General features: G+C 68.3%; 19 protein-coding genes. 10 read left to right on the top strand and 9 right to left on the bottom strand.

Features of this window, described 5'->3' with window-relative positions:
- Positions 1-8: 8 nt before the first annotated feature.
- From SCNU_RS02050 to glsA, 3 genes are all read right to left on the bottom strand, one after another.
- Positions 9-2,015 (bottom strand): OPT family oligopeptide transporter, encoded by a 2,007-nt coding sequence (locus SCNU_RS02050; protein WP_009677686.1) that lies wholly within the window; start codon positions 2,013-2,015, stop codon positions 9-11.
- 140 nt (positions 2,016-2,155) lie between these two features.
- Entirely contained in the window at positions 2,156-4,066 is a 1,911-nt protein-coding gene (gene dnaG / locus SCNU_RS02045; RefSeq protein ID WP_009677685.1) for a DNA primase, read from the bottom strand.
- 58 nt (positions 4,067-4,124) lie between these two features.
- Positions 4,125-5,144 carry a glutaminase A gene (gene glsA / locus SCNU_RS02040; RefSeq protein WP_009677684.1) on the bottom strand — a complete coding sequence of 340 codons (1,020 nt, stop codon included), beginning with the start codon at positions 5,142-5,144 and terminating at the stop codon, positions 4,125-4,127.
- Positions 5,145-5,330: 186 nt separating this feature from the next.
- Between glsA and SCNU_RS02035 the strand changes: the two genes are divergently transcribed.
- The 3 genes from SCNU_RS02035 to SCNU_RS02025 all read left to right on the top strand — a co-directional run bounded on the left by SCNU_RS02035 (position 5,331) and on the right by SCNU_RS02025 (position 7,747).
- Entirely contained in the window at positions 5,331-5,807 is a 477-nt protein-coding gene (locus tag SCNU_RS02035; protein ID WP_040517447.1) for a DUF4262 domain-containing protein, read from the top strand.
- Between the two features lie 66 nt (positions 5,808-5,873).
- On the top strand, positions 5,874-6,911 hold the full coding sequence (locus SCNU_RS02030) for a daunorubicin resistance protein DrrA family ABC transporter ATP-binding protein (RefSeq protein ID WP_040517446.1): 1,038 nt from the start codon (positions 5,874-5,876) through the stop codon (positions 6,909-6,911).
- On the top strand, positions 6,908-7,747 hold the full coding sequence (locus SCNU_RS02025) for an ABC transporter permease (protein WP_009677681.1): 840 nt from the start codon (positions 6,908-6,910) through the stop codon (positions 7,745-7,747). The genes SCNU_RS02030 and SCNU_RS02025 overlap by 4 nt, the downstream gene beginning before the upstream one ends.
- A 29-nt stretch (positions 7,748-7,776) precedes the next feature.
- Here SCNU_RS02025 and SCNU_RS02020 read toward each other — a convergent pair whose 3' ends face one another.
- Together SCNU_RS02020 and SCNU_RS02015 are read right to left on the bottom strand one after the other, a co-directional pair.
- A complete protein-coding gene (locus SCNU_RS02020) occupies positions 7,777-10,962 on the bottom strand; it encodes an AfsR/SARP family transcriptional regulator (RefSeq protein WP_040517445.1) in 3,186 nt (1,061 codons plus the stop codon).
- 49 nt (positions 10,963-11,011) lie between these two features.
- Positions 11,012-14,053 (bottom strand): hypothetical protein, encoded by a 3,042-nt coding sequence (locus SCNU_RS02015; protein ID WP_238526273.1) that lies wholly within the window; start codon positions 14,051-14,053, stop codon positions 11,012-11,014.
- A gap of 282 nt (positions 14,054-14,335) precedes the next feature.
- Here SCNU_RS02015 and SCNU_RS02010 point away from each other — a divergent pair, with 282 nt between their 5' ends.
- Together SCNU_RS02010 and SCNU_RS02005 are read left to right on the top strand one after the other, a co-directional pair.
- Positions 14,336-14,677: an ArsR/SmtB family transcription factor gene (locus tag SCNU_RS02010; protein WP_009677678.1), complete on the top strand. Its 342-nt coding sequence runs from the start codon at positions 14,336-14,338 to the stop codon at positions 14,675-14,677.
- Entirely contained in the window at positions 14,674-15,114 is a 441-nt protein-coding gene (locus SCNU_RS02005; RefSeq protein WP_009677677.1) for an SRPBCC family protein, read from the top strand. Before SCNU_RS02010 ends, SCNU_RS02005 begins: the two co-directional genes overlap by 4 nt.
- Here SCNU_RS02005 and SCNU_RS02000 read toward each other — a convergent pair.
- Positions 15,111-16,478 carry an FAD-binding oxidoreductase gene (locus SCNU_RS02000; RefSeq protein WP_009677676.1) on the bottom strand — a complete coding sequence of 456 codons (1,368 nt, stop codon included), beginning with the start codon at positions 16,476-16,478 and terminating at the stop codon, positions 15,111-15,113. The two genes, SCNU_RS02005 and SCNU_RS02000, sit on opposite strands and share 4 nt — an antisense overlap.
- Before the next feature lie 148 nt (positions 16,479-16,626).
- Between SCNU_RS02000 and SCNU_RS01995 the strand changes: the two genes are divergently transcribed.
- A complete protein-coding gene (locus SCNU_RS01995; protein WP_009677675.1) occupies positions 16,627-17,454 on the top strand; it encodes an alpha/beta fold hydrolase in 828 nt (275 codons plus the stop codon).
- Here SCNU_RS01995 and SCNU_RS01990 read toward each other — a convergent pair.
- Positions 17,451-18,293 carry a class I SAM-dependent methyltransferase gene (locus tag SCNU_RS01990; protein ID WP_040517444.1) on the bottom strand — a complete coding sequence of 281 codons (843 nt, stop codon included), beginning with the start codon at positions 18,291-18,293 and terminating at the stop codon, positions 17,451-17,453. The genes SCNU_RS01995 and SCNU_RS01990 overlap by 4 nt on opposite strands.
- A 166-nt stretch (positions 18,294-18,459) precedes the next feature.
- On the opposite strand from SCNU_RS01990, the gene SCNU_RS01985 reads away from it, so the two are divergent.
- The gene (locus SCNU_RS01985; protein ID WP_009677673.1) at positions 18,460-18,813 is read left to right on the top strand and encodes a VOC family protein; all 354 of its coding nucleotides are present in this window, start codon (positions 18,460-18,462) and stop codon (positions 18,811-18,813) included.
- A gap of 84 nt (positions 18,814-18,897) precedes the next feature.
- On the opposite strand, the gene SCNU_RS01980 is transcribed toward SCNU_RS01985, so the two are convergent.
- Both SCNU_RS01980 and SCNU_RS01975 read right to left on the bottom strand, forming a co-directional pair.
- Positions 18,898-19,407, bottom strand: a complete 510-nt coding sequence (locus tag SCNU_RS01980; protein ID WP_009677672.1) for an O-acetyl-ADP-ribose deacetylase — start codon at positions 19,405-19,407, stop codon at positions 18,898-18,900.
- Between the two features lie 22 nt (positions 19,408-19,429).
- Positions 19,430-19,915, bottom strand: coding sequence for a PPOX class F420-dependent oxidoreductase (locus SCNU_RS01975; protein ID WP_009677671.1), 486 nt, complete (start codon positions 19,913-19,915; stop codon positions 19,430-19,432).
- A 242-nt stretch (positions 19,916-20,157) separates the two neighbouring features.
- Here SCNU_RS01975 and SCNU_RS01970 point away from each other — a divergent pair, with 242 nt between their 5' ends.
- Genes SCNU_RS01970 through SCNU_RS01960 form a run of 3 tightly spaced genes read left to right on the top strand, consistent with a single transcriptional unit; the run spans position 20,158 to position 25,663 of the window.
- Positions 20,158-21,648 (top strand): DUF3375 domain-containing protein, encoded by a 1,491-nt coding sequence (locus tag SCNU_RS01970; protein WP_009677670.1) that lies wholly within the window; start codon positions 20,158-20,160, stop codon positions 21,646-21,648.
- Positions 21,648-22,247 (top strand): DUF4194 domain-containing protein, encoded by a 600-nt coding sequence (locus tag SCNU_RS01965; RefSeq protein WP_009677669.1) that lies wholly within the window; start codon positions 21,648-21,650, stop codon positions 22,245-22,247. Before SCNU_RS01970 ends, SCNU_RS01965 begins: the two co-directional genes overlap by 1 nt.
- The gene (locus SCNU_RS01960) at positions 22,244-25,663 is read left to right on the top strand and encodes an ATP-binding protein (protein ID WP_009677668.1); all 3,420 of its coding nucleotides are present in this window, start codon (positions 22,244-22,246) and stop codon (positions 25,661-25,663) included. Before SCNU_RS01965 ends, SCNU_RS01960 begins: the two co-directional genes overlap by 4 nt.
- Positions 25,664-25,986: the final 323 nt, after the last annotated feature.

Genomic DNA, 25,986 nt, shown 5'->3' with positions numbered 1-25,986 from the left:
ACCCGCCCCTACTTCCTGCTCTGCACCGCGGTCGCGGCGGGGCCGTCGTCGGACCCGATGCGCTTGACGTACCCGTACATCGCGGTGAGCATCAGCACGAACACCACGACGCCGATCACCTGCATCCAGTTGCCGAGGCCGTCGCCGATGATCGCGATCGGCTCCTCATCTCCGGTCGCGGCGATCACGCCCGCGGAGATGACTCCGTAAATGCTCTCGCCGACGATCAGGCCGGTCGCCAGCAGAACGCCGAGCCGCTTCTTGCGCTCGCCGTTGAGCGGGTCACTCATCGCCCACTTGTCGTAGTAGCGGCCGATGAACGCACCGATCGGGATGATCAGGGTCAGCGACATCGGCAGGTACATGCCCATGCCGACCGCGAGCGGCGGCAGCCGGAGGTTCTTCGTGGTGCGCTTGAGCGTCTCGTCGACGGCGATCACACCCGCGCCGATCGCCGCGCCGACTCCGATGAGCGCCCAGTTGAGGTCGCCGCCGAAGACACCCTTCGCCAGGGTCGAGAGCAGGGCGGCCTGCGGTGCGGCGAGCGCGTTGTCGGAGGCACCGGGGGCGCCCTGGAACCCGAAGGCGGTGTTCATCAGACTGAGGATCGGCGGAATCACCGCGGAGCCGAAGAGCACGCCGATCACCAGTGCGACCTGCTGCTTCCACGGGGTCGCCCCGACCAGCTGACCGGTCTTGAGGTCCTGCAGATTGTCGTTCGAGATGGTCGCGACGCCGAAGACCACCGCCGAGGTGAAGAGCGTGTACGCGATCAGCGCCTCGGTCTGATCGGCGCTGTCGGCCGGTCCGTGCGTCACCTTGATGAGCAGTGCCGCACTCAGCACGACGAGGACGCCGACGCCGGAGATCGGGCTGTTCGACGAACCGATGAGCCCCGCCATATAGCCGCAGACCGCCGCGACGACGAGACCGATCACGAAGACGAAGATGATCGTCACGACGAGGATGCCTGCCGCGCTGCCGACGAGCGCCGTGTCCTTCATGAAGTCCCACAGCAGCCAGCCGATAGGAATGAGCACCACCAGGATGGTGATGCCGACGTACTGGATCGGGATGTCGCGCTCGGTCACGTCGACGACCGTGCCCGCCTTTCGAGTGCGGGCGCTCGCGGCCGCTTCGACGATGCCGCGGACGATCGGTCCGATCACCGTGAGCAGGGTCCACACCGCGGCCACCGCGATGGCGCCGGCACCGACCATGCGCACGTCGTCGCTGAAGACCTTGTTGACGAAGTCGAGCAGATCGCCGCTCGCCGGCACCTCGTCCCAGGTGCGGATCGGCAGCATCACGAAGAACGAGATCACCAAGCCGACCAGCATCGCGATACCGACGCCGATGCCGACCAGGTGCCCGACACCGATCAGCGCCATCGACAGGCCGGCGCCCATCATGGTCGCGCCCGAACCGACGCGGAAGGCGAACGCGACATTGGTCGAGATCAGCTTCAGCGACCCCAGCAACGCGAAGATCGCCGCACCGACCGCACCGACGACGATCGCCCGCATCCCGCCGCGGTTCGAGTCGGTCGCCTCGGGGTCGTCGGCGTCCTGGTCCCCGACCTTCAGCACCTCAGCCGCGGCCACGCCTTCGGGGTACGGCAGATCGGATCCGGTGACGAGGGCACGCCGCAGCGGGATCGAGTACATCACGCCGAGAATGCCGCCCAGGGCGCACACCGCCACCGTCAGCCAGTATGGGAAGCCCGACCACCAGCCGATCATGATCAGGCCGGGGAGCACGAAGATGATCGCCGACAGCGTTCCCGCGGCCGATGCGATCGTCTGAACGATGTTGTTCTCCATGATCGTGTGATCCTGGAAGTACCGGAGCACCGACATCGAGATGACCGCCGCCGGAATCGCGGTGGCGAAGGTGAGGCCGACCTTGAGGCCGAGGTAGACGTTGGCGGCGGTGAAGACCAAGGTGATCAGCCCACCCAGGATGATGCCGCGGGTGGTCAGTTCGCGGATCGAGCCCTTCACAACCTGCGGCATGCGCTTTCCTCTCCGCTCGCGATCGACGTCCCGAGCAGAAGTTCACATTACGATGCGCGATGCGGCCGACGGAGGTTAACTCGCCGAAACCCGGGATCGCTTTTGCGTCACGAAGTTCCGCAGTCGAACGACCGGATCACTCAGACGGCGTCGGCACCCGCGTCGAAGGCCTGTTCCAGCAGACTCCGGCGATACGCCTCGAGTGCGACGAGATCGCCGAAGAGCGCGTTGTATCCGTCCGGATCATTGCCCGGCGACATCCGCCGCAGCTTCGACTTGATGTCCGCGATCTGCGAGCCGACCCAGATCTCCTGGGAGCGCGCCAGCACACTGGAGATGTACTGCGGAACGCGATCGTCCTCCACCGGAAGCGGTTCCACCGCGAGCTCGGTCACGAGCGGCGCGACCGCGGGGTCGTCGACCACGCCGTTATGCACCGCGTCCACCCACGCCGCCCCGCCGAGTCCACTCGCCGCTCCGCCGGCGGCCGCGATGGACTCGCGGATCGCCAGATATGACGGGTCGGTGAAGCACTCGCCGGGCAGCGAATCGAAAACGGTCCCGGCGATGGCCGGGTACTGCAGCGCAGCCTTCAGCGCCTCCCGCTGGGGCCACAGGCGCGGATCGTTCGGCAACGGACGCGCAGTCGGCGGCGCCGACATCGCCTCCGGCCGGTTGCGCGTGCTCTGCTGCCGCGAGTGCCCGCCTTTGCCTCGCCCGTATCGCTTGGCGTCGCCGCGGACCCGCGAGAGGACTTGTGCGACGTCGTCCCAGCCGACCCATCCGGCGAGCTGCCGCGCGTACTCGTCGCGGAGCGCGACGTCGCGGATGCGAGCGACGACGGGCACCGTCTCACGAAGTGCGGCGACCCGGCCCTCCGCTGTGTCGAGGTTCTGCTGTGCGATGAGCGTCTTGATCGCGAACTGGAACATCGGGATTCGACGCGCGATCAGATCGCGGACCGCCGGATCCCCGGAGCGCTGCCGGAGTTCGCACGGGTCCATGCCGTCCGGTGCCACCGCGACGAACGTCTGTCCGGCGATGGACTGTTCGCCCTCGAACGCCTTGAGCGCGGCCGCCTGACCCGCCGCGTCGCCGTCGAAGGTGTAGATCACCTCGCCGCGGAAGTACGAGTCGTCCATCATCAGCCTGCGAATCAGTGCGAGGTGGTCCTCGCCGAACGCTGTGCCACACGAGGCGACCGCCGTCGTGACACCGGCCTGATGCATCGCCATCACGTCCGTGTATCCCTCGACGATCACCACCTGGTGCCCCTTGGCGATGTCGCGCTTGGCCAGATCGAGGCCGAAGAGCACCTGCGACTTCTTGTAGAGCATGGTCTCGGGCGTGTTCATGTACTTGCCGAGGTTGTCGTCGTCGAACAGCTTGCGGGCACCGAAGCCGATCACGTCGCCGCCGAGATTCCTGATCGGCCAGAGGAGCCTGCGGTGGAACCGGTCGATCGGCCCCTTCCGGCCCTGCTTCGACAGGCCCGCCGCCTCCAACTCGGAGAACTGGAAGCCCTGTTTCAGCAGTGCCTTGGTCATCGTGTCCCAGCCGGCGGGGGCGTACCCGCACCCGAAGTGCGCCGCCGCGTTGCCGTCGAACCCGCGCTCGGTGAGGAAGTCCCGTGCCACCTGCGCATCCGGGGTCGCGAGCTGCTCCGCGTAGTACTTCTGCGCCGCGGCGTTGGCGGCCACCAGTCGCGCGCGGGTACCGCGGTCGCGCTTGATCGCGGTACCGCCGCCCTCGTAGTTGATCGTGTAGCCGATCCGATCGGCCAACTGCTCGACGGCTTCGACGAAGCTGACGTGCTCCAGCTTCTGCAGGAACGTGTAGACGTCGCCGCCCTCTCCGCAGCCGAAGCAGTGAAAATGGCCGTGATGAGGGCGAACGTGGAACGACGGCGTCTTCTCGTCGTGGAATGGGCACAGCCCGGTCAAGCGGTCGGCACCGGCCCGGCGCAGCGTGACATAGTCTCCGACGATGTCTTCGATGCGCGTCTGCTCACGGATCGCGGCGATGTCGCGATCGGGGATTCGGCCTGGCACTAGACCAGTCTAGGTGGTCCGGCGAATCGGCGTCGGAGGCCGCCTGCCCGCCCGGCGGTCAGCGTCCGGCACTCGTCCGGCCCACCTTCGTGTGGACCGAGGAGGCGAATAGATTCAGTCCGAGCACACGGGAGAGATACGCGCAGGCCCGCTGCCCGCGCACGCTGTTGCCCGCCGGATCGAGCGGCGGCGAGTACGAGCCCACCGCCCCCTTCCCAGGCGCGATCGACACGATGCCGCCCGACACGCCCGACTTGGCGGGGAGCCCGATCTCGAACAGCCATTCACCGGATCGTTCGTACATGCCGCACGAGGCGAGGACCGCGAGGGTGTCGCGGCAGGCCTGGCCGGACACCACGCGCTCGCCGCTGATCGGGTTGATGCCGTCGTCGGCCAGCGTGGCTCCCATGATCGCCAGGTCGTTCGCGGTGACACTCAGCGAGCACTGGCGGGTGTACGCGTCGACGATGTCCTCGGGGTCGCCCGCCAGGCGGCCGTAACTGGCGAGCAGATGCGCGATCGCCGCGTTGCGCTGGTTGTTCGCCGCCTCGGAGCGATACACCTCGTCGTCGAGTTCGAGAGCTCGACCCGCGAACGCCGACAGCCCGTCCCGGATGCGCTGCCATTTCGCCGCGCCGTCGATTCCCGAGATGAGCCCGCTGGTGGCGATGGCCCCGGCGTTGACCATCGGGTTCATCGGGGCGCCGTTGTTCATCTCCACGGCGACCACCGAGTTGAACGGCATACCGGTGTTGTTGACGCCGATGGCGTCGAAGACGGCGTCGCGGCCGAGGTCGTCGACCAGCAGCGCGAAGACGAACGCCTTCGAGATGGACTGAATCGAGAACGCGACGTCGACGTCGCCGGCGGTGACCATCTGTCCGTTCGCCGCCGCCAGTGAGAGTCCGAACAGATCCGGGTCCGCCTGAGCCAGCGCCGGAATGTAGTCGGCGACAACGCCTTCCGACAATCCGGCGTAGCGGTCGTGCGCCGCGGCGATCAACGCTCGCACCTGGTCGACCGTCGGGAGCGCACCCGTCGCGGCGTGCTGCGCGACGCCGTGGACGTCCTCGATCATGGGCCATCTCCTCCTCGACCGGAACAACTCGACGACTCACCGTATCGCCGCGGCCGAAATTGTCCGACCAGTCGCCTACAGTGACAGAAAATCGAACATGTGATCGATCGACGGTCCACCGTCATCAGCGTCCGTGGTGAGCAAGGGTCCGCGATCGTCAACGTCCACGATCGTCAAGGAGGAGTCATGTGTGAATTCGATCCCCGGTGCAGCGGGCCCGATCACTTGGTCGACGATGCTCTCGCGCTCATCGCCGACGGCCGGTGGGCGATCACGGGAGTGCTCGGCGACGCCGCGCGGTCGCCGATGACCTACACGACCGGTCTCACCGAGCACGGCAGACCCGAGTTGGTGATGACCGGTCTGCCGCCGGATCTAGCAGGTGTGCTGTTGGAACACGCCGCGCGGTCGGTCATCGCGGACCGTTCGTTCGGCCCGGGGTCGGACGTGCCGGCCCGCCTGCGCCGGCCGGTCAGATTCCGCGCCGTCGATGTCATCGACAGTGAGCCGATGCGGCTCACCCGGATCGTCTACGGCCGGCAGTTCGATGCCGTTCAGTTGGTCTGGCCGGACGACGACGGCCGCTATCCGTGGCAGCCCGGCTACTCGATCCCGACCCAGGTGCAGCCACTGCTCGGCGTGCCGGTCGCCGAGGCCGCGTGATCGGACGCGACGCCGATGTAAGCCGACGACAGCGCGGTGCAAGCGGGCCGCAGCATCGTGGTCGCCATGAACACACAAACCTCCACGCTCCCCCGGTCGAGCACAACGACCGGACACGAGTCCGGGCTGGCCATCGAAGCTCGCGGGCTCGTCAAACACTTCGGTGACACCCGGGCCGTCAACGGCGTCGATCTCGAGGTGCCCGCGGGCACGGTGTACGGCGTCCTCGGCCCGAACGGTGCTGGGAAGACCACCACCGTCAGCATGCTCGCCACTCTGCTCAAGCCCGACGCCGGCTACGGCCGCGTGTTCGGCTACGACGTCGTCGAGGATCCGGTCGCCGTCCGCTCCCTGATCGGCGTCACCGGTCAGTACGCGTCGGTCGACGAGGATCTGACCGCGGCGGAGAACCTCACACTGTTCGCGCGGCTGCTCGGAAAGTCCAAGAGCCGGGCCCGCAGCCGAACAGAGGAGCTGCTCGCCGACTTCGCTCTCGAGGAGGCGGCGAACCGACCGCTCAACGAGTTCTCCGGAGGTATGCGACGCCGGCTCGACCTCGCGGCGTCGCTGATCGACACCCCGCCGCTGCTGTTCCTCGACGAGCCGACCACCGGACTCGACCCGCGCACGCGCGCCCAGATGTGGGAGACCATCCGCAAGCTGGTGGCACAGGGCTCGACCGTTCTGCTCACGACGCAGTACCTCGACGAGGCCGATCAGCTCGCCGACCGGATCGCCGTCATCGACCGCGGCCTCGTCATCGCCGACGGGACCGCAGACGAACTCAAGCGCTCGATCGGGTCGAGCACCCTGATGCTGACGCCCGCGAACCGAGAGCATGCCTCAGACGTGGCACGGATCGCCGAATCGACTCTCGGCGACACCGCGGTCCTGAGCCCGGAGGCCGGCCGCGTCACCATCGCCCTGCATCACCCCGAGCGGGTGCCGGACGTCCTGATCGCGTTGCGCGACGAGCAGATCGACGTCGAGGAGATCACCGTGTCCAAACCGACGCTCGACGAGGTCTTCCTCACCATCACCGGCCACCCCGAGTCCGGCGACTCCACGACCGACCACGCCGCCACCGAGGAGGCACTCCGATGACCACCACCCTCACTCCCCTCGCCACCCGCGAAGCGATCAGCATCGAGCAGGTTCGCACCAAGGCCAAGCACACCATCAGCCTGGCGGAGACCGTCGGGCAATCGTTCGCGCTCGCTCGCCGCAGCGTCATCAAGATGATGCGCAACCCCGAGCAGTTCTTCGACGTCGTGCTGCAGCCGATCGTCTTCACTCTGATGTTCACCTACATCTTCGGTGGCGCGGTCAGCGGCGACACGCAGAGCTACCTGCCGGTCATCATCCCCGGCATCCTGGTGCAGACGGTGATCGTGACATCGATCGTGACCGGCACTCAGCTGCGCGAGGACATGAACAAGGGCGTCTTCGACCGATTCCGCTCGCTGCCGATCGCCCGTATCAGTCCGCTTGCCGGGGCTCTGCTCGCCGACGTCGTCCGATACCTGATCGCGACTGTCATCACCTTCACCGTCGGCATCGCGATGGGATGGCGGCCGGACCCCGTCGGCGTCCTCGGCTCGACCCTGCTGGTGCTGGTGTGCAGCTTCGCCGTCTCCTGGATCTTCGCCTTGATGGGCTGCCTGGTGAAGAAGGCGTCAGCGGTACAGGGCGTCTCGATGCTGATCATGTTTCCGCTGACCTTCATGTCCAACGCGTTCGTCCCGGTCGAGACGATGCCCGGCTGGTTGCAGAGCTTCGTCAATGTCAACCCGATCAGCCATCTGGTGACCGCCGTCCGCGAGATGTGCAACGACGGGCACGTCGGCACGCATGTCCTGTGGAGTCTGGTCGGCGCCGCGGTCATCACCGCGGTGTTCGCGCCGCTCGCCGTCCGCGCCTACGTGCGCAACGCACGCTGACCCGACACAGCACGCCGCGGCCGCCGCGCTCAGTCCGGCAGGCCCTCGCCGAAGATCCGCAAGGTCTCGGCGAGGGCCTTCTGCCTGCCCAGCCCACCGAATTGCGCCAGTGCCCGGCGCCATCGGGTCTCATCGACGCCCGCGAGCTCGCGCCGCTGCTGGAAGAGCTGATGCATGGCCGGGTAGTCGTGCCGCGCGTGCAGCCGGTCGGCGAGGACCAGCAGGCCGACGGCGGCGTCGTCGCCTGGATCCGCCGCGCATCTCAGGACGCCGCTGACCAGTGCCAGGTTCCCGGTCTGCGGCAGGTCGAACCAGCCCAGATCGTCGGCCGCCGTTCGCACCGAGTCGATCACCGGCCGCACGTACCGGCCGGCGAGGTCGTGCTCTCCAAGCAACGTCAGCGCAGCGGCGACGGTCGTCAGCGTCATCACCGAGCTCGGATCTCGAGTGGCCAGCGGGTGCCTGGCCAACAGCACGTCACCGGCCTGCGTGTAGGCGTCCGCCGAACCCGAACCGGTCAGCCTGCAGTATTCGGCATCGACCAACATCATCACCGAGATCCCCTCCGGATCCCCCTGCGGCGTCGGATCACCGAGATGCCAGCCGCGCCGGATGGCATCGATCCGGCGGCGCGCCCCGTCGAAGTCGCCCAGCTGCAGCAGTGCCGCGGCGATGTAACCGCCGACCTGCAGCGCGTCGTCGTCGGCGCCGAGCGCCCGGAATCGCGCGAGGCTGGCCTCGTACAGCGCCAGCCCCTCGCGCCAGCGGCCCTGCTGGCTGTAGAGACTCGCGGTGCCCATGTCGGCCATCGCCGACACGAACGAGTCGGGCCTGGACGGCAGTTCCGCGATCTGGCGACTCACTCGGAGGGCGCCGGCCAGATCGCCGCCGTTCTCCTTCATGTTCAGGCGCAATGCGAGGGCGACGCCGCGGACTTCCGTCGGTCGTCCGCGCTGCGATCCCCGGACGATCAGCCGGTAGACCTGGTTCATGTCGCGGCAGAGCAACAGGGCCGATAAGAACTCCGCAGGATCGGCGAACGTCCGGTCCGGACGCCGCAATCGCCGCAGCGCGATGCGCGCCCGCGCAGACGATCGCGGCACGTTCCGGGGAACGAAGTGCAGTGCCCCGGCGATGAGTGAGAGCTGCCAGGCTTCCCGTTCGGTGTCGCCGAGGTCGGCGGGCGGAGCGGGCAGCGCGGTGATGACGCGGTCGCCCCATGACTGGACTTCGGGATGCAGACCGCGGCTGGACCAGAACGCACTCAGGACCGGGAAGACGGCGATGATCGTCGGCCACGCCGTCGGCCCCTGATCCACCGACCGGCGCAGCACCCACCCCAGGTTCTCGGCCTCACGTTCCACGTCGACCACGAGGGTGCGGTCGGCTTCGGTGTCATAGCGTCGCCGCACCTGCAGGCACAAGTCGCGAGCCCACTCCTGCATCGCGGCGACCACCGATTCGGTCTGCGCGGAGTCGGCCAACCGCTGCTCACCGAACTCCCGGACCATCTCGAGCATCCGGTAGCGGACGCGGCCGCCCGAGTCCTCCACCTGCACCAGTGACTGGTCGGCCAGCGCCCCGAGCACATCATCGAGCGGGAAACCGGTGAGACCGACGACGTGCGCAGCGGCCTCCGATGAGAAGCCCCCGGGGAACAGACACAGCCGTGCGAGGGCGGAGCGAGCGCGCGCGTCGAGCAGCTCCCAGCTCCAGTCGATCACCGCGTACAGGGTTCGATGCCGATCCGGCGCCGTCCGATCCGACGACCGCAGCAGCTCGAACCGTTCGGCGATTCGGGCGCCGATGTCGTCGACGCTCATGGTTCGAACACAGGCGGCGGCCAGCTCGATCGCGAGCGGCAGTCCGTCGAGGCGCTCGCACAGCTCGCGGACCGCGGTCGGCGCAAGGTCGGCATCGGGTCGGACCGCCCGCGCGCGCTGCATGAACAGTTCGACGGCCGCAGACTGATCTCCGGTCACGCCGAGGACCGGCAGTCGGTAGACCTGCTCGGCCGGGATCAGCAGCGGCGACCGACTCGTGGTCAGCACGGCCAGCCCCGACTCCGCGGCGACCAGCGAATCCACCAGGGCTGCGCAGGCGTCGATCACCTGCTCGCAGTTGTCCAGGATCAGCACCGTCTCACGGCCACGCAACGCGTCCGCGAGCCGGTCGGCGAGACGCCCCGACGTCACCCGTGGACGTCCGGTACTGGTGAGCTCCGACTCGCCGACGCCCAGGGCCGCCGCGACTGCCACGACGAGGTCGTCACCGCTGCGGACGGCGGCCAGCGGCACGAAGTACACGGCACTGCCGGCGTCGGCCAGCGCCCGCCCGACCGCGTTCGCCATCCGAGTCTTGCCCACGCCGCCGGGCCCCTGCACGGTTACCACCCGGTGGTCGCCGACAGCGGCGACGATCGCGGCGAGATCGGCCGCTCGGCCGATGAGCTCGTTGCCGGGATCGCGCAGGCCCGAGACCGGTGTCGGCGGTCGACGCGTCGACGGCGGGGAGGTGTCCCTGCTCAGGAGTTCGGTGTTGAGCGCGATCGTCTCGGCACCGGGCTCCGCCCCGAGTTCGGCCGACAACACCCGACGCAACCGCGCGAAGACCGCCAGCGCCTCACCCCGGCGCCCCTGACCGGCCAGCGCCCGCATCAGGAGCAGACCGGCGGGCTCGTCGAGCGGATCCGCGGCGAGCCTGCGGCGGCCGATCTCTTCGGCGACGACGAAGTCGCCGGACTCGACCGCGACGTTCGCCGCGGCCTCGTCGATTCGTGCCTGCAACGCCGCCGCCCGATCGGCCAACTCCCGCCCGAGGTCTGCACCGCCAAGGTCATCGCCCGGCACTCCGCGCCAGAGTCCGCGCGCTGCAGACACCTCGCCTTCGCCGAGCAGTCGTCGTGCCGTCTCCAGGTCGGTCACCGTTCCGCTCAACCGGTAGTGACCGTCGGCGCCGTGGAGCGCCGCGCCGGGCAGCAGGCCCCGCAGCCTGGACACCTGCGTGTGAAGGGCCGCGTTGGGTGACTTCGGCGGGTCGTCGCCCCACACGTCGTCGATCAGTCGCGCCGCCGACAACGATCGCCCGTCGGCCAGCGCGAGCGCCGCCAGCAAACGCTTCGCCCGCACTCCCGGCACTTCGCGACCGTCGACGGTCACCGGGCCGAGCAGACCGATGACGGTCTCCCGGTCCGCAGGTGAGTCTTCGTCGGGCACCCGGTCAGCGTACCCAGTCGGCACCGACCGAATCACCCGAGTCAGCAGGTCATTTCGCGGCGCGGACCTTGTCGAGCGCGTCGGCGCGAACCACGACGGCATTGGCGATCAACAGATCCGCTGCGACCATCGCCGGGCAGTAGTCGGCCAGCTTGGCCCACATCGCGCGACCCTCGTCGGTCAGCACCGGATGCTTCAGCCGTCCGAAGGCCTGCAGCCGCCCGATGGCGGCGAAGGCCAGCGACTGCATCGACAGCAGCATCCAGGGATTGCTGATGGTGTCGACGCCGTCCAGCGCCTCGTTGCGCGCCGCGATCAGGTCGTACAGTTCCGGCGACGCCCGCCGCACGTCGCGGAGCGTCTTGTTGACGTACCGCGGGGCCTCCAGGCTCACCGGATCGGTCATCCACTCCGATCGCCGGTGGAATGCCTCGATGGTCGCCGCGGTGCGCATGTCGAGATCCACCAGCGGACCCGGCACGATGCGGAATCGCTCGAACAGCGTCTCGACCTGCGAGCGGCCCATCGCGTCGACGGCCAGGACGTTGCGGTCGAAGACGCCGGTCCGCGGATCCTCCATCCGGCCGGTGGCGATCACCCGAAGCAGGTCGTCGCCGCCGCGGGTGGTCAGGTACGCCTGCAGGTCGTCGCGACGAGGACTCGCCGGATCGACGATCGCGGTGGTCGCGAGCAGACAGCTCACGTACGGATTCGGATGCGCGCCGACATACCCCTCGGGGACGGTGAACACGCTCTCCGCGAGCCCCGCGCGAATGAGCAGTGCGGGGATGCGCGACGGCGCCACCGGACTGTCGCCGAGCGCGACCAGGGACGCCGTCGGGTCGGCGGTGAGGAGTGCATCAGCCGGCGCGATCGCCACCTCGTCGATCGGGGCGTTCTCCGGCGCCGGAGCCTCGACTTCCTCCGCCTGCACCGTGTCGAGCCGCAGCCATTCGGCGGTCAGCACGTCGTCGACGTCGCCGCCGATCTCGTCGGCGATCGGGGTCGTCGCCGCCGATCGCACGACCGCCGCGACCTCCGACTCCTCGGTGTCGCTGTGTTCATCCTCGATCAGCGCGACCAGCGTGCCGCGCAGCAGTCGCTTCGCCGCGTCCGTGACCGACTTCGCCGCGATCGTGAACTCGGTGCCGGCCCGACCCTCGGCCTCCCACTCGCGCACGATGTCGCCGTCGCCGTCGAGCAGCGCGAACGAGACGTCCAGCGCACCGGGCACGCGGACCGTGAGCCGTCCCGCACCCGCCTCGTCGACACTGATCGTCGGGAGCGTCGTCTGCCAGCCCACCGGGTGCCCGGGGTGTTCGAACCGGATCTCGGCATGCGGTGGTCGGACCACCAGTTCCAGCTCGGCCTCGTCACTGCGCACCACGCTCCGGCGTTCCACGTCCGACGCCCCGAACGCGAGTTCGGCCTCGTCGATCTTCAGGTCCGACTCCACGAGCAGTTCGGTGACGGACTCTGCCAATCCGGCCGATTCCGGCAGGCGGAGCGCGGGATCGTGCGCCGCGTCCAATCCTTCGGCGATGACCGCCGTCAAGCGCAGGTCCAGACCATAGGAGTCGCTCGCCGCGATCTCGAATCGACCGACGAGCGGCTCGTCCAGGCCGTCGAAGGGATCGGCGGAACTGACGTAGTCGGCTGAGGCCCACGGGTAGTCGACCAGCCAGTCGAGCTCACCGGCCCGGCGCACGCGTACGCGCCACTCCTTCGTGTCCTCGCCCTCGTGAGCGGGGAGGTCCACCAGCGGCCGCTCTCCGTACACCGGGTCTCCGGACCGGGTGGTCACGCCGGTGATCGATTGCGGCAGAGCGTAGTTCGGCGACTCCACCGGCAGGATTCGACGGGTGCGACCGGCGCGGCCGTCGCGTTTCACGGTCAGCTCCGCGTGTCCGGCGAGGTCGAGGGTGCGCAGTTCCCAGCCGTCCCACGGCGCGGTCCGCTTATCGGTGACCGTGATCTTCCTGCGCGTGCCCGACACCAGATCGGCGTCGCGCGGCACCAAGGCCAGTACCTCACCCGCGGGCAGGCTCTCGAACCGCGAGACGGTGCGTCCGTCGGCCCCGAAGACGACGATCGGGTCGACGGGATCGAACACCGGAACGGTGCGCCGGACACCGGTGTCGAGATTGATCAGCATGCTCTCGCGGACGGCGACGCCGATCGGCAGGGCCATCGCCTCGCCGGCGGGCACCGTCGACTGCTCGGGTGCGTCGCCGGTCCAGACGCGCCAGGAGGTGGCCTCGTCGCTCGCCGGGACCACGATCCGGATCTCGCCGTCGGTCTCGTCGAAACGCAGTTCCGGATAGCGGGTGACGCACAGGGTTCGCGCTGCGTCGTCGTCGTCGAGGAACGGCTCGCGCCGCAGTCGTCCCACCACCGCCTGCAGAATCGTCTGCGGCAGGTCCGCGGTCGCCGGCGTGAGGGCATCGAGAGTCCACGTGTCCGGGTGGGCGACCGTCCCGACGAGCAGTTCGACGATCCGGCTGATCAGGCCGGTGGCGACCGCCGGCGCGTGCGCCAGCAGCATGCGGTAGTCGGCGGGCAGCGCCTTGCGCCGATGCTCGTAGCCGCGTTCGGTGATCCGTTCCAGGACCGCGGTTCCGGTCGGCTCGTGGCCCTGTGCGATGTGCTCCTCGATGACGCCGACCAGCGACTCGACCGATGCGACGCTCGGACCCGCATGCAGTCGCAGGAGCGGGGCGACGGACTTCTCGCGGAGTGCTTCCGCGTCGCGCAACCCGCACTCGCGGAGCATGTCGCCGAGCAACTGGCCGACGACGGTCTCGAAACCCTGATCGCGGTCACGACCGACGGCGTCCCAGAATCCGGTCCAGAAGTCGGCGCGCGGATCGGTCTGCAGCGCCGCGTGGCCGACGAGTCCGGTGATGGTGAGGGCCGGGAATCGCATGAGCAGAGCGATGTACGCGCCGGCCGGGATCTCGCCCATGAGGGCACCGATCTGCTCCCGCGCGCAGTGATACTGGCGCGGGTGCGGGTTCACCTCCAGCAGCAGCCCGTTCGGGGTGAAGGAGTTCCGAAGCTCGGTCTCGAATCCTGTCGCACGATCAGTCACCGAAGCGGTCATTCGAGCTCTCTCACCACACCTTTTCGCACACGTCACTCGACCCCGGGGCAGGGCCGCAGAAGCGGGTGGCGATCGCTCCGATGGCCACCGAGACAGACGGACACTACCCGGTCACCGGGACTTTCTCCGCACCCGAATCAGGGGCTGTGGCCATGTTCACGCGGGCTTGACGAACCGCCGTCGAGCGCACTCATCGTAAGTCGACTCATGGAGTCGATACCCGCCCCGGAAAGCGTCGGAGATTCTTGACATGTCGGCATGTTCCGACATATGTTGGCCGGCGTGACGACCACCGACGACGTCTTCCTCGCACTGGCTAATCCGGTGCGACGGCGACTGCTCGAGATCCTCGCCGAGGGCCCACTCAGCGCCGGCGAGCTCAGCGACAGATTCACCCTGAGTCGCCCCGCCGTCGCCGAACATCTGAAGCTGCTGCGGGACGTCGGCCTGGTGGCCGACGACCCACAGGGCCGACGCAGGATCTATCGGCTCACGGCCGCGCCGCTGGCCGAGTTGGACGACTGGCTGCACCCGTTCGAGCGGTTCTGGCGAGGCCGTCTGTCGGCCCTCGCCACGCTCGCCGAAGACATCCACAGAGGAGACGAATCATGACCGAGAACACCACCGGATTCGCGACCATCGAGGTCGACCAGTTCGTGGCCGCACCGCCGGAGACCGTCTGGCGCCTGCTCACCGAGCCCGAGCTGGTCGCACAGTGGTGGGCGCCCGGCGATGTCGCCGCGGTGGTCGGGCATGAGTTCACCCTCGACATGCCCGGATTCGGCGAGCAGCCGTGCCGCGTCCTCGAAGTCGACCGCCCGACGAGGTTCGTCTACACCTTCACCGAGGCGTGGACCCTGGACTGGTTGCTCGCCGCCGAAGGCACCGGCACTCGACTCTTCCTGCGACACAGTGGTTTCGACCTCGACGACAAGCGCATGAACGACGCTTTCACCCGCATGGGCCCCGGCTGGCGCGACGTCGTACTCCCCCGCCTCGCCGCCCTCGCCACGGAGCAGACAGAGACGGGGCGGACTGACGCCTCCTAGAACATCACGCCCGGGTTCAGCAGGCCCTGCGGGTCCACCGCGGTCTTGATGAGAGACATCAGATCCATGACGTCGTCGCCGACCTGGTCGCGCAGCCAGCCCTTCTTGAGTCTGCCGACACCGTGCTCACCGGTGATGGTGCCGCCCAACGAGATCGCGAGATCCATGATCTGTCCGAACGCCCGATTGGCGCGGGCGGTCTCGTCGGCGTCGGTCGGGTCGTGCACGATCAGCGGGTGCGTGTTGCCGTCGCCCGCGTGGGCGATCACGGAGATCAGCACATCGTTCTCCGCGGCGATCGCGGCGACGCCGTCGATCAGGTCCGGCAGCGACGGCAGCGGAACGCCGACGTCCTCGAGCAGCAGCGCGCCGATCTTCTCGACCGCCGGAATCGCGGCCCGGCGCGCTGCGGTGAAGGCTTCGGACTCCACCGGATCGGACGTCGAGAACACCTCGCCCGCACCGCAACTGGCGAACGCCTGCTCAATGAGCGCGACCTCCGCCTCACCGGCGGGCCCGGGTGCGTCCGACTGCGCGACGAGCAGCGCGCCGGCATCGCGATCGAGGCCCATCTTGAGCATGTCCTCGACCGCGTTGATCGAGACCGAGTCCATGAACTCGAGCATCGCGGGCCGGATCTGCGAGGTCACCGCCAGGACGGCTTCACTCGCCGCGCGGACGGACGGGAACGAACCGACCACCGTGCACGCGGGCGCCTGCGGCGGCAGCAGTCGCAGGGTCACCTCGGTGACGATGCCGAGCAGGCCCTCGCTGCCGACGAACAGCTTCGTCAGGGGCAGTCCCGCGGAGTCCTTGAGCTGCTTGCCGCCGATTCGCAGTGCCCGACCGTCGGCGAGCACCACCTCCAGCCCCAGCACGTAGTCGGTGGTGACGCCGTACTTGACGCAACAGAGGCCGCCGGCGTTGGTCGCGACGTTGCCGCCGATGCTGCAGATCTCGAACGACGACGGGTCCGGCGGATACCAGAGTCCCCGGTCGGCGGCCGCCGCCTTGACCTCGGCGTTGAGCATGCCGGGCTGGCTGACCGCGGTGCGGGTCGCGGTGTCGATCGTCAGCCGGCGCATCTTCTCGGTCGAGATCATCAGCGCGCCGTCGACCGCGGTCGAGCCACCCGACAGGCTGGTGCCCGCGCCGCGCGTGACGATCGGGATCCCCGCCGACGCGCACCAGCGGACCGCCGTCTGCACGTGATCGGTGGTCAGCGGCCGGACCAGGGCGAGTGGCGTCCCGGCGTCCGGATCGTTGGCGCGGTCGAATCGGTATGCGCCGAGGATGTCGCGATCGGTGATCACCATCCCGGGCGGCAGCGAATCGATCAACGACGTCAGGTCTGGTGCGCTCATGGGTCCACGATAGGCAGGGTCGGCCGTCGATCGTCTGCGTTGTCCCCTTGACCGGAACGGGTTCAGCACATAGCGTTCGGCGCAAGAGAGTTTTTCCGTAACTCGTCGTCACATTAATGTCTGCGAGCCTTGTCCTTCGGGAGCGACCATGGAGACCTTTTCACGTGCGGGCCTGACCTTCGACGTCGCCGACACCGGCTCCGGCGAGGCCGGCACCGTCGTTCTGCTGCACGGCTTTCCGCAGACCTCGCACTCCTGGGCCCAGGTCAGCGAGTTGCTGAATCAGCGCGGGTACCGGACCATCGCCCCCGACCAGCGCGGATACTCCCCCGGCGCCCGACCGCGCGGACGGTTCGAGTACCGGATCGCCGAGCTCGTCGCCGACGTCGAATCGATGATCATCCAGTCCGACGCCGGGCACGTCCACCTCGTCGGGCACGACTGGGGCGCCCAGGTGGCCTGGATGCTCGCCGCCACCCGTCCCGATCTCATCACCACCCTCACCACGGTGTCCGTCCCCCATCCCGCGGCCTTCCTCAAGTCCATGCGCGAGAGCGATCAACTCCGGCGGTCGTGGTACATGGGTGCCTTCCAGGCACCCGCCCTGCCCGAACTGCTGATCGCGCGCAAACCCGAGGTCTTCGACGACATGCTCCGCAAGACCGGGATGGACGACGCGATGGTCGCCGACACTCATCGGCGGATCATCGACTCCGGTGCGTTGACCGGCGGACTCAACTGGTACCGCGCACTCCCGTTCGGCAAGCCCGGCAAGATCGGACGACGGATCACCGTTCCGACCACCCACGTCTGGGGCGCCGGCGACACCGCGCTCGCCCGCCGCGGAGCCGAACTGGCCGGCGACTACGTCGATGCCGACTTCCGCCTCCGCATTCTCGAGGACGCCACCCATTGGATCCCCGAGCAGAACGCCGCCGAACTGACGGACATCATCCTCGACCGGATCGAGAACTAGGCGCCGCCGCGCGGCCCGACCGTCGCGATAACGAGGTCCTCGCCGCCCGCCGGGCTCAGTCCGTCCGTACGGTCGGCGAAGTAGCGGTCGTGCAGGTCGGTCGACGTCACGAGTTCCGCGTCGACGAAACCCGCGTCTCGCGCCAGCGTCACCGCCTCCGCCGGTGCCAGCAGACTCAGCCATGGATGCCCGGACGCCCGTGCTCCTTCCGCCGCCACGTGCAGGATCGGCTGAATCTCCGCGGGAGCCATCTCGATCGGCCGCGAGTAACTGAACACGGTCACCGAACCGGGCGCGAGCGACGCCGCCGCGCGCAGCGTCTCCGAGATCGCTTCGCGCGTCAGATACATCGTCACGCCGAGCATCGACACCACCGTCGGCAGATCCGGGTCCAGACCGGCCGTCACCACCGCGTCGAGCCACGACTGCCCCGCTTCGAAGTCCACCGGCGCCAGCCGCAGCGAGTCGGTGCGCAGACCGAGTTCGCTGAGTCGCGCGCTCTTCCATGCCGACGTCGCCGGGGCGTCGACCTCGAAGACCGTCACCGCACCCGCCTGCCGCTGCGCGAACGTGTCCAGCCCCGCACCGAGCACGACGTACTGACTCACTCCCGAACCGGCGACCAGATCCTCGGTCGCCCGGGCTCGCGCGACGATCGACGCTCGATTGGTCGACGTCCGCTGCGGGTCCATGTCCGGGCGCGACCGCCAGTCGTCGTCGACGCCCGCTATCAGGACACCGAGCGGGTCGTCGACGACGAGCGGCCGGTCGTCGATCAGCCCGTGCAGTCCACGCCACAGCGCGGTCCGGACGGCGGTCGTATCTGGTCCGTCGGTCATGTCGTCCACCTCTCGTTCGGGTCCGGGTCACACCTTCTCGATTGCACTCACCGTATCGCCGCCCTCCGACATCCTCTCCGGACCCGACCGCTCGCGACTCGATCGACGTTGATCGCGGTTCCGATCAGACTTAGCGTCGAAGGAGGAACCGTCGAAGGAGCAGTCCATGCGCGCCATGAAGATCAGCACCAACATTCCCGTCGACGACGTCGAGGCGGCCAAGTCGTTCTACACCGACTTCCTGGGGCTGAGCGTCGAAGAGTTCAACATGGGGTGGGTCGCCCGGTTCACCGACCCGGACTCCGGCGCCCACGTCCAACTGGTCACCGGGGACAAGACGGCGCCGATCGACTCGGCGCTCTCGGTCCACGCCGACGACGTCGATGCGGCCTACGCCGAGGCGCAGGCCGCCGGCTATGAGATCGTCTACCCGCTCACGACTGAGGAGTGGGGCGTCCGGCGCTTCTTCGTCCGCGCCCCCGACGGCACCGTGCTCAACGTGGTGCACCATCGGAATTGAGGTCGACGACCTCGAGTTCACATCGAGCCGCGGGACGTCGCTACTCGACGAACCCGCACCCGGGACCTGAGGAAAATAGTCGCTCTACCGCTCAGGCGACTCCACCGCCGCCCGCAACAGCTCTTCGAGCGCATCATTGAACGCCACCAGCGTCACGGTCGACACTCGCGTCCGCGACGCTCGAATCGTCTCGACCGCCGCAGCCGCGGCGTCGTCCTTCGGCCAGCCGTACACGCCCGCGCTGATCAGCGGGAAAGCGACTGTCGTCGCCCCGAGTTCGTCCGCGACCTCCAACGATCGCCGATAGCACGACACCAGCAACGACCGGTCACGCTGTCCGGCTGCGAAGTTCGGCCCCACCGTGTGGATCACCCATCTCGCCGGAAGGTCGCCGCCCGTGGTGTACCCGGCGTCTCCGGTCGCCAGACCGTCCGGGAACCGGACGATGCAGTCCCGCATGATCGCCGGACCACCCGCCCGATGAATGGCGCCGTCGACTCCGCCGCCGCCCCGCATCGCGTTGTTCGCGGCATTGACGATCGCGTCGACCGTGAGCGTGGTGATGTCGGCACGGACGATGTCGATGGCGGTCATGTGGTGGTCCTTCCGCTGCGGTTCAGCCTTCAGCCGCATCCAGCCGATCCGCGACGTCCTGCGGGAAGCCGCCCGTCGCGATCGGGCCCCATCGGGTCGGGGTGATCCGGATCAGAGACTTGTTCTGCACGCGCATCGCCGCGCGGTACTCGTCCCAATCCGAGTGCTCGCCCGCGATGCTCCGGAAGTAGTCGACCAGAGCGTCCTCAGCGTCGGGCATATCGAGGACCTCGGCCGTACCGTCGACCTGAACCCACGCGTCGTTGAAGTTCTCCGAGAGCACCAGGACGCCGACTGTTGGATGGCGGCGCGCGTTCGCGGTCTTGGCCCGCCCCGGATATGTGGCGATCACGATCCGCCCCTGTTCATCGACGCCGGCCGTCACCGGCGACATCTGCGAGGACCCGTCGCCGCGAGTCGTCGACAGAACGACGTGATGCCGGGTGCGAATGAAGTCGAGAAGCTCCGACAGTTCGACGGCGGTGTTCGTTGCGACGGTGCGTGCCATGGTGGCGAGGGTAACGCTCTGAGGGCCGGCCGTCAGTGAGTCGCTGTGCACAGAAGACCACGTGCTGAGACTTCGGCACCCGCTGTTCGTGACCGTCCTCGTCGACCGTGACTACTTCTGACCCAAGCGTCCCCGTGAGCGGAGTTCGTGGACCATATGTCCGTGAGACCGCGCCACGGGGACGCTTCGGTCACTACCTACCGTGAGCGCCCCCACCCGCGCCGCCCCGATACCCTGGCCCAGTGCAATTCGACGAGATCGTCGCCGTACGGAAGAGCAATGCGGCGTGGCGCCTGCTGCGGGCGGACAACGCGCCGCTGCTGCTGTCGTTCCTCGGGCGGGTCTTCGTCGACGACAACGTCCGCGAGATCTCCGAGTCCGCGCTGGTCAACCTGCTCGACGACGAGCTGTACTCACTGAACAAGCGACTCGGCGAGGGCACGTATCCACGCTCGCCGAAGGCATATCTGGACGAGTGGTCGGCCCCGGACACCGGATGGCTGCGCAAGTACTACGTCATCGAGAGCGACGAACCGCACTATGACGCCACCCCCGCGGTGGAGCGCGCCGTCGCCTGGGTGCGGTCCCTGCGCGACCGCGGGTTCGTCGGCACCGAGTCCCGTCTCAAGACCGTCCTGGAACTGCTGCGGCAGATCGTCTACGGCACGACCACCGACTCCGAACGACGACTGGCCGATCTGCACCGGAGACGAGCTGAGATCGACGCCGAGATCGAGGCCGCCGAACGCGGCGAGTTCCAGGTCCTCGACGAGACCAGCCGCCGCGACCGTTACCAGCAGTTCGCCGACATCGCCCGCGCGCTCCTGTCCGACTTCCGCGAGGTCGAGTCGAACTTCCGCACCCTCGACCGGGAGATGCGCGAACGCATCGCCACCTGGCGCGGTACCAAGGGCGAGCTCCTCGACGAGATCGTCGGGAGCCGCAACATCATCAGCGACTCCGATCAGGGTCGCAGCTTCCAGGCCTTCTACGACCTCCTGCTCTCCGCCGACCGGCTCGACGAGCTCGACGACCTCGTCCGACACGCGCAGTCGCTCGACGACGTCGCCGACTCCGACCTCCGGCTCACCAACATCCACCACGACTGGCTCGACGCCGGCACCCGCGCGCAGGGCACCGTGCGGAGACTGTCGGAGCAGCTCCGTCGCTTCCTCGACGACCAGGCGTGGCTCGAGAACCGCCGCGTGATGGACCTGCTGCGGAGCATCGAATCGACCGCCTACCAGGTGCGCGACCGACGGGTCGACGACTTCGCACATGAGATCGACTCGCCGACCCCGAGCGTCCACCTCCCGCTCGAGCGCCCGCTCTACCGCCCGACGACATCGGTCGAGGTCGCCAGCGACGGCATCGAGGAGGGCGAGGCCCAGGGCGCATCCGAGGCGCTGTTCGAGCAGATCCACGTCGACCCCGCGCCCCTCATCGACAGTGTGCGGCACGTCTTGCGCAGACGCGACCAGATCACTCTCGCGGAAGTGGTGGCCGAGCGGCCGATCGAGCAGGGTCTGGCCGAGCTGATCACCTATCTGTCGCTGACCGACGAGAGCTTCACCAAGGTCTTCGACGAACAGGCCCACGAGTCGGTGAGCTGGGTCGACGACGCCGGCGCGCAGCGCACCGCCCGGGTTCCACGGGTCATCTACACCCGACCCGGCTCGCCGCAAACCACGACCGCCGCCCCGACCCCCGCCACCACCGACGAGGAGAACTGATGAGCCGCCCGGTGCCCCGCGACGAGCTGAACCTGCCGCTCGCGGTCACGTCGCTGATGCGAGGCGTCGTCTACCGCGACACCGCCGAGACCACCTGGCGTCACGTGCTCGGCCTGACCGCACAGGTCAGCGACTACGTCGCGACGCTCGGTCTGGTGGTGGTCATCGACGAGGCCGAGGGCTACGCGTTCCTTCGGTCCAAGAGCGACGACGAACTCGCCGACCTCGGCATCCCGCGCCTCGTCGCCCGGCATCAACTGCCGCTGCACACCTCGTTGCTGCTGGCGCTGCTACGCAAGAAGCTCGCCGAGCACGACACCACCGACGCGGGCAACCGGCTGGTCCTCACCAGCGAGCAGCTCCGCGAGATGATCGGGCCGTTCTTCCCCGCCTCGACCAACGAGGCACGCACCGCCGACCAGGCCGACGCCGCCGTCCGCCGCGTGACCGACCTCGGCTTCCTCCGTCGCATGCCCGGGCAGGACGGCGAGTACGAGGTGCGCCGCGTCATCAAGGCGTACGTCGACGCGCAATGGCTGTCGGACCTGGACGTGCACCTGGCCGAATACGCGGAGATCTCCCGGGAGGAACGACGATGACCGGACTGTTCGCACCCACCGAGTTGGAGAACGAGGGCTCGGCGCGCTCGGGCTTCCGGCTCCAGCGCTTCCAGGTCCTCAACTGGGGAACGTTCGACCAGCGCGTCTGGACACTCGTGCTCGACGGCGAGAACGGGCTGCTCACCGGCGACATCGGCTCCGGCAAATCGACCCTCGTCGACGCCCTGACCACGCTGCTGCTGCCCGCCCACCGCGTCGCCTACAACAAGGCCGCGGGCGGTGAGTCCCGCGAGCGCGACCTGCGCTCGTACGTGCTCGGCTACTACAAGTCCGAGCGCAACGAGGTCACCGGCGCGTCGCGGCCGGTGGCGCTGCGCGGCATGTCGAACTACTCGGTGATCCTCGGCGTCTTCGCCAATGAGGGCTACGACGAGACGGTGACCCTCGCGCAGGTCTTCTCGATGCGGCACGACAGCGGTCAGCCCGAGCGGTTCTTCACCGTCACCGACCGGGCCCTCGACATCGCCACCGATTTCGCCGACTTCGGCTCCGACCTCCGCGCCCTGCGCAAACGGCTGCGCGACGGCGAGACCCGCATCCACGAGCACTTTCCGGAGTACGGCCGGGACTACCGCCGCTCGCTCGCGATCCGGTCCGAGCAGGCGATGGAACTGTTCCACCAGACGGTCTCGATGAAAGCCGTCGGCAACCTCAACGACTTCGTGCGCGACCACATGCTCGAGCCCTTCGACTCCACCGGGTGGGTCGACACGATGGTCTCTCATTTCGAGGATCTGACCGCCGCGCACGACGCCGTCGTCCTGGCCCGCGCCCAGCTCAGCGAGCTGGAGCCGCTGCTGGCCGACCACGACCGCTACCGCAGCCACACCGACATGGCCGCCGAGCTCAAGGATCGGCGCGCCGCTCTGCGCTACTACTTCGCGCAGCAGCGCTACGACCTCCTCGAGTCGGAGCTGGAGACTCACAACAGCGATCTCGCCGCCACCCGCACCGCGCTGGCGACCGTCGACCGCGATCTCGCCGACCTGCGGATCAGCCAGCGCGAACTGGAACTCCGACAGGCCGGACTCGGCGGCACCGACATCGCCACACTCGAACATCAGATCGCCGAGTCCGGCCGCCAGCGCGAAGAGCGGGCCGCTGCCTTCGATCGCTACGCGCGGATGATCGACGACGCGGGTCTGGCTCCGGTCGCCGACCGCGGGCAGTTCGAGCAGCGACGCACCGAGGTCTCCGACGCCGTCGCCGCCCTGGACGCCGAGGCCGCCGAGGTCGAGAACGCGATGACCGAGGTCCGGTTCAGCAAGCGCGAACTCGACGGCGAGGGGCGACGCGTCGCGGGCGAGATCGCCAGCCTCCGCGGCCGCGCCAGCAACATCCCCGAGCGCAACCTCCGCATCCGCGAACTGATCTGCGAAGGCGTCGGACTACCCCACGACGAGCTGCCGTTCGTCGGCGAGCTGATCGGCGTCCGCGAGGACGAGAGCCGCTGGGAGGGTGCCGCCGAGCGCGTCCTCCGCGGCTTCGGACTGTCGCTGCTCGTCGCGGCCGACCTGTACGACGACGTCTCGTCATGGATCGACGCCAACCATCTCGGCGGGCGCGTCGTCTACTTCAAGGTCTCCGATCACGTCTCGTCGAAGGGCGTGCAGACGCCGCCGTCGAACGCCTTGGCGCACAAGATCGACATCAAGGAGGGCCGCTTCGAGGCCTGGCTCGAACGCCGCCTGTTCGAGCGCGCACGGCACATCTGCGCCGAGACGCTCGGCGAGTTCCGCGCCGCCGAGCACGCCGTCACCGTCAACGGTCAGGTGCGCTCCGGCGGCGGGCGGCACGAGAAGGACGACTCCCAGCGCGTCGACGACCGTCGCAACTTCGTGCTCGGCTGGAGCAACGAACAGAAGATCGGCGCCCTCTTCACCACCGGCCAGCGCGTGCAGGAGGAACTGAATCGGGTCGACGCCGAGATCGACGAGCTCGAGGACCGTCGTCGCGCGCTGATGGCCCGGCGCAACGCCCTGACCGGGCTCGACGCGTACCCGAGCTTCGACGCGATCGACTGGATGAGCTCTGCCTCGCGGATCGCCGAGCTGACCGAGCGCAAGACCGAGTTGGAGCAGTCGTCGACGGAGCTGGCCGAGGTCACCGAGCTGATCGCGGCCACCCGCGAGCAGCTGGGCGCCCTCGATGCGACGCGAGACGGTTTGCGCGACAAGGTGTCCCGCTTGGAGATGGTGCGAACCCAGGGTGAGCAGGCGCGCACCGCCGCGCGAGAGATCGTCACCGAGGCCGAGTTCGCCGACGCGGAGCCGCATTTCGCCGCGATCACGACGGCGGTGGACGACTACCGCGCGAAGGTGAGCGATGGCGAGGCGCAGGCCCTGACGGTCGCCGAGTGCAGCGAGTTGGAGTCGTCGATGACCGAGCGACTCACCGACGAGTCCGAGCAGCACACCGGACGGGCTGGCACCTACGAGACCCGCACGGTGAACCGGATGTCGGAGTTCAATCGCAATCATCCCGTCCTGGCCACCGAGTTCGATGCGGACATCGCCTCCGCCGACGAGTACCGCGAGCTGCATCGTCGTCTCGCCGAGGACGACCTGCCGCGCTTCGAGACCGAGTTCAAGACGTATCTGAACACCAATGCGATCCGCGACATCGCGATCTTCGCCGCGAAGCTGAACAAAGAGGTCCACCAGATCCAGTCGAAGATCGACACGATCAACGAATCGCTCGCCGGGATCGAGTACAACCCGGGCCGGTACATCCGGCTCGACGTGAATCCGACGGCGGCGCAGGACATCCGCGAGTTCCGTGCCCACCTCCGGCAGTGCAGCGACGGCTCGTTCGAGGCCGACACCGACGACCATTACGCCGAGGACAAGTTCCTGCTGGTGAAGGAGCTGGTCGAGCGCTTCCGCGGCCGCGAGGGCTTCACCGACCTGGACCGCAAGTGGACCGAGCAGGTCACCGATGTTCGCAACTGGGTCACCTTCGCCGCCTCCGAGCGGTACATCGACGGCGACGCCGAGTACGAGAACTACACCGACTCCGACGGCAAGTCCGGCGGACAGAAGGAGAAACTCGCCTACACGATCCTCGCCGCGTCGCTGGCCTACCAGTTCGACCTCAAGTGGGGTGCGACGATGTCGCGCGACTTCCGGTTCGTCGTCATCGACGAGGCCTTCGGCCGCGGTTCGGACGACTCCGCCCGTTACGCCCTCTCCCTCTTCGCCCGTCTGGGTCTGCAGCTGCTGATCGTCACCCCGCTGACGAAGATCTACACGATCGAACCGTTCGTCTCCGCCGTGGGCTACGTCGAGAACCGCGGCGGCAGCTACTCGCAGCTCCAGTGCCTCACGATCGAGGAGTACCGAGAGAAGCGCGCCCTGCGCGACATGGTGCAGGAGGTCGGCTCCCCCGCTGGTTGAGCGCCGCCTTCCGCTGGTTGATCCGGACCGAAGCGAAGCGCAGGTCCGTGTCGAAACCCCGTGCGACAGGCTGGAATCGCCGTCGAGTTCACTCATCCAGACGACACCCGATTCTCCGGATTTGTCAGAGTCTGACGATAGTTTGGCGCCAACGAGATCCGACCGCGCGGATCTCGACTGTTCCGCCGACGTTTCGAAGGAGCCCGACACCGTGAGAGCCTCCTCCAGCCTGCCTGCAATCGGTCCACACAAGCCCGGTCATCCGAACCACATTGCATACCGCCAACTGTGCCGCCAGATCGTGGATCTACGCAGCGTCGGCA

It is taken from the genome of Gordonia neofelifaecis NRRL B-59395, assembly GCF_000192435.1.
In the GTDB taxonomy this organism is placed as follows: Bacteria; Actinomycetota; Actinomycetes; order Mycobacteriales; family Mycobacteriaceae; genus Gordonia; species Gordonia neofelifaecis.
This window is presented reverse-complemented; position numbering and strand designations above follow the sequence as displayed.

Coding starts and splice junctions, on each gene's coding strand:
- SCNU_RS02050 (WP_009677686.1), bottom strand. CDS start 2,015: ATGCCGCAGGTTGTGAAGGGCTCGATCCGCGAACTGACCACCCGCGGC.
- glsA (WP_009677684.1), bottom strand. CDS start 5,144: ATGATCGAGGACGTCCACGGCGTCGCGCAGCACGCCGCGACGGGTGCG.
- SCNU_RS02035 (WP_040517447.1), top strand. CDS start 5,331: ATGTGTGAATTCGATCCCCGGTGCAGCGGGCCCGATCACTTGGTCGAC.
- SCNU_RS02030 (WP_040517446.1), top strand. CDS start 5,874: ATGAACACACAAACCTCCACGCTCCCCCGGTCGAGCACAACGACCGGA.
- SCNU_RS02025 (WP_009677681.1), top strand. CDS start 6,908: ATGACCACCACCCTCACTCCCCTCGCCACCCGCGAAGCGATCAGCATC.
- SCNU_RS02010 (WP_009677678.1), top strand. CDS start 14,336: ATGTTGGCCGGCGTGACGACCACCGACGACGTCTTCCTCGCACTGGCT.
- SCNU_RS02005 (WP_009677677.1), top strand. CDS start 14,674: ATGACCGAGAACACCACCGGATTCGCGACCATCGAGGTCGACCAGTTC.
- SCNU_RS02000 (WP_009677676.1), bottom strand. CDS start 16,478: ATGAGCGCACCAGACCTGACGTCGTTGATCGATTCGCTGCCGCCCGGG.
- SCNU_RS01995 (WP_009677675.1), top strand. CDS start 16,627: ATGGAGACCTTTTCACGTGCGGGCCTGACCTTCGACGTCGCCGACACC.
- SCNU_RS01990 (WP_040517444.1), bottom strand. CDS start 18,293: ATGACCGACGGACCAGATACGACCGCCGTCCGGACCGCGCTGTGGCGT.
- SCNU_RS01985 (WP_009677673.1), top strand. CDS start 18,460: ATGCGCGCCATGAAGATCAGCACCAACATTCCCGTCGACGACGTCGAG.
- SCNU_RS01980 (WP_009677672.1), bottom strand. CDS start 19,407: ATGACCGCCATCGACATCGTCCGTGCCGACATCACCACGCTCACGGTC.
- SCNU_RS01975 (WP_009677671.1), bottom strand. CDS start 19,915: ATGGCACGCACCGTCGCAACGAACACCGCCGTCGAACTGTCGGAGCTT.
- SCNU_RS01965 (WP_009677669.1), top strand. CDS start 21,648: ATGAGCCGCCCGGTGCCCCGCGACGAGCTGAACCTGCCGCTCGCGGTC.
- SCNU_RS01960 (WP_009677668.1), top strand. CDS start 22,244: ATGACCGGACTGTTCGCACCCACCGAGTTGGAGAACGAGGGCTCGGCG.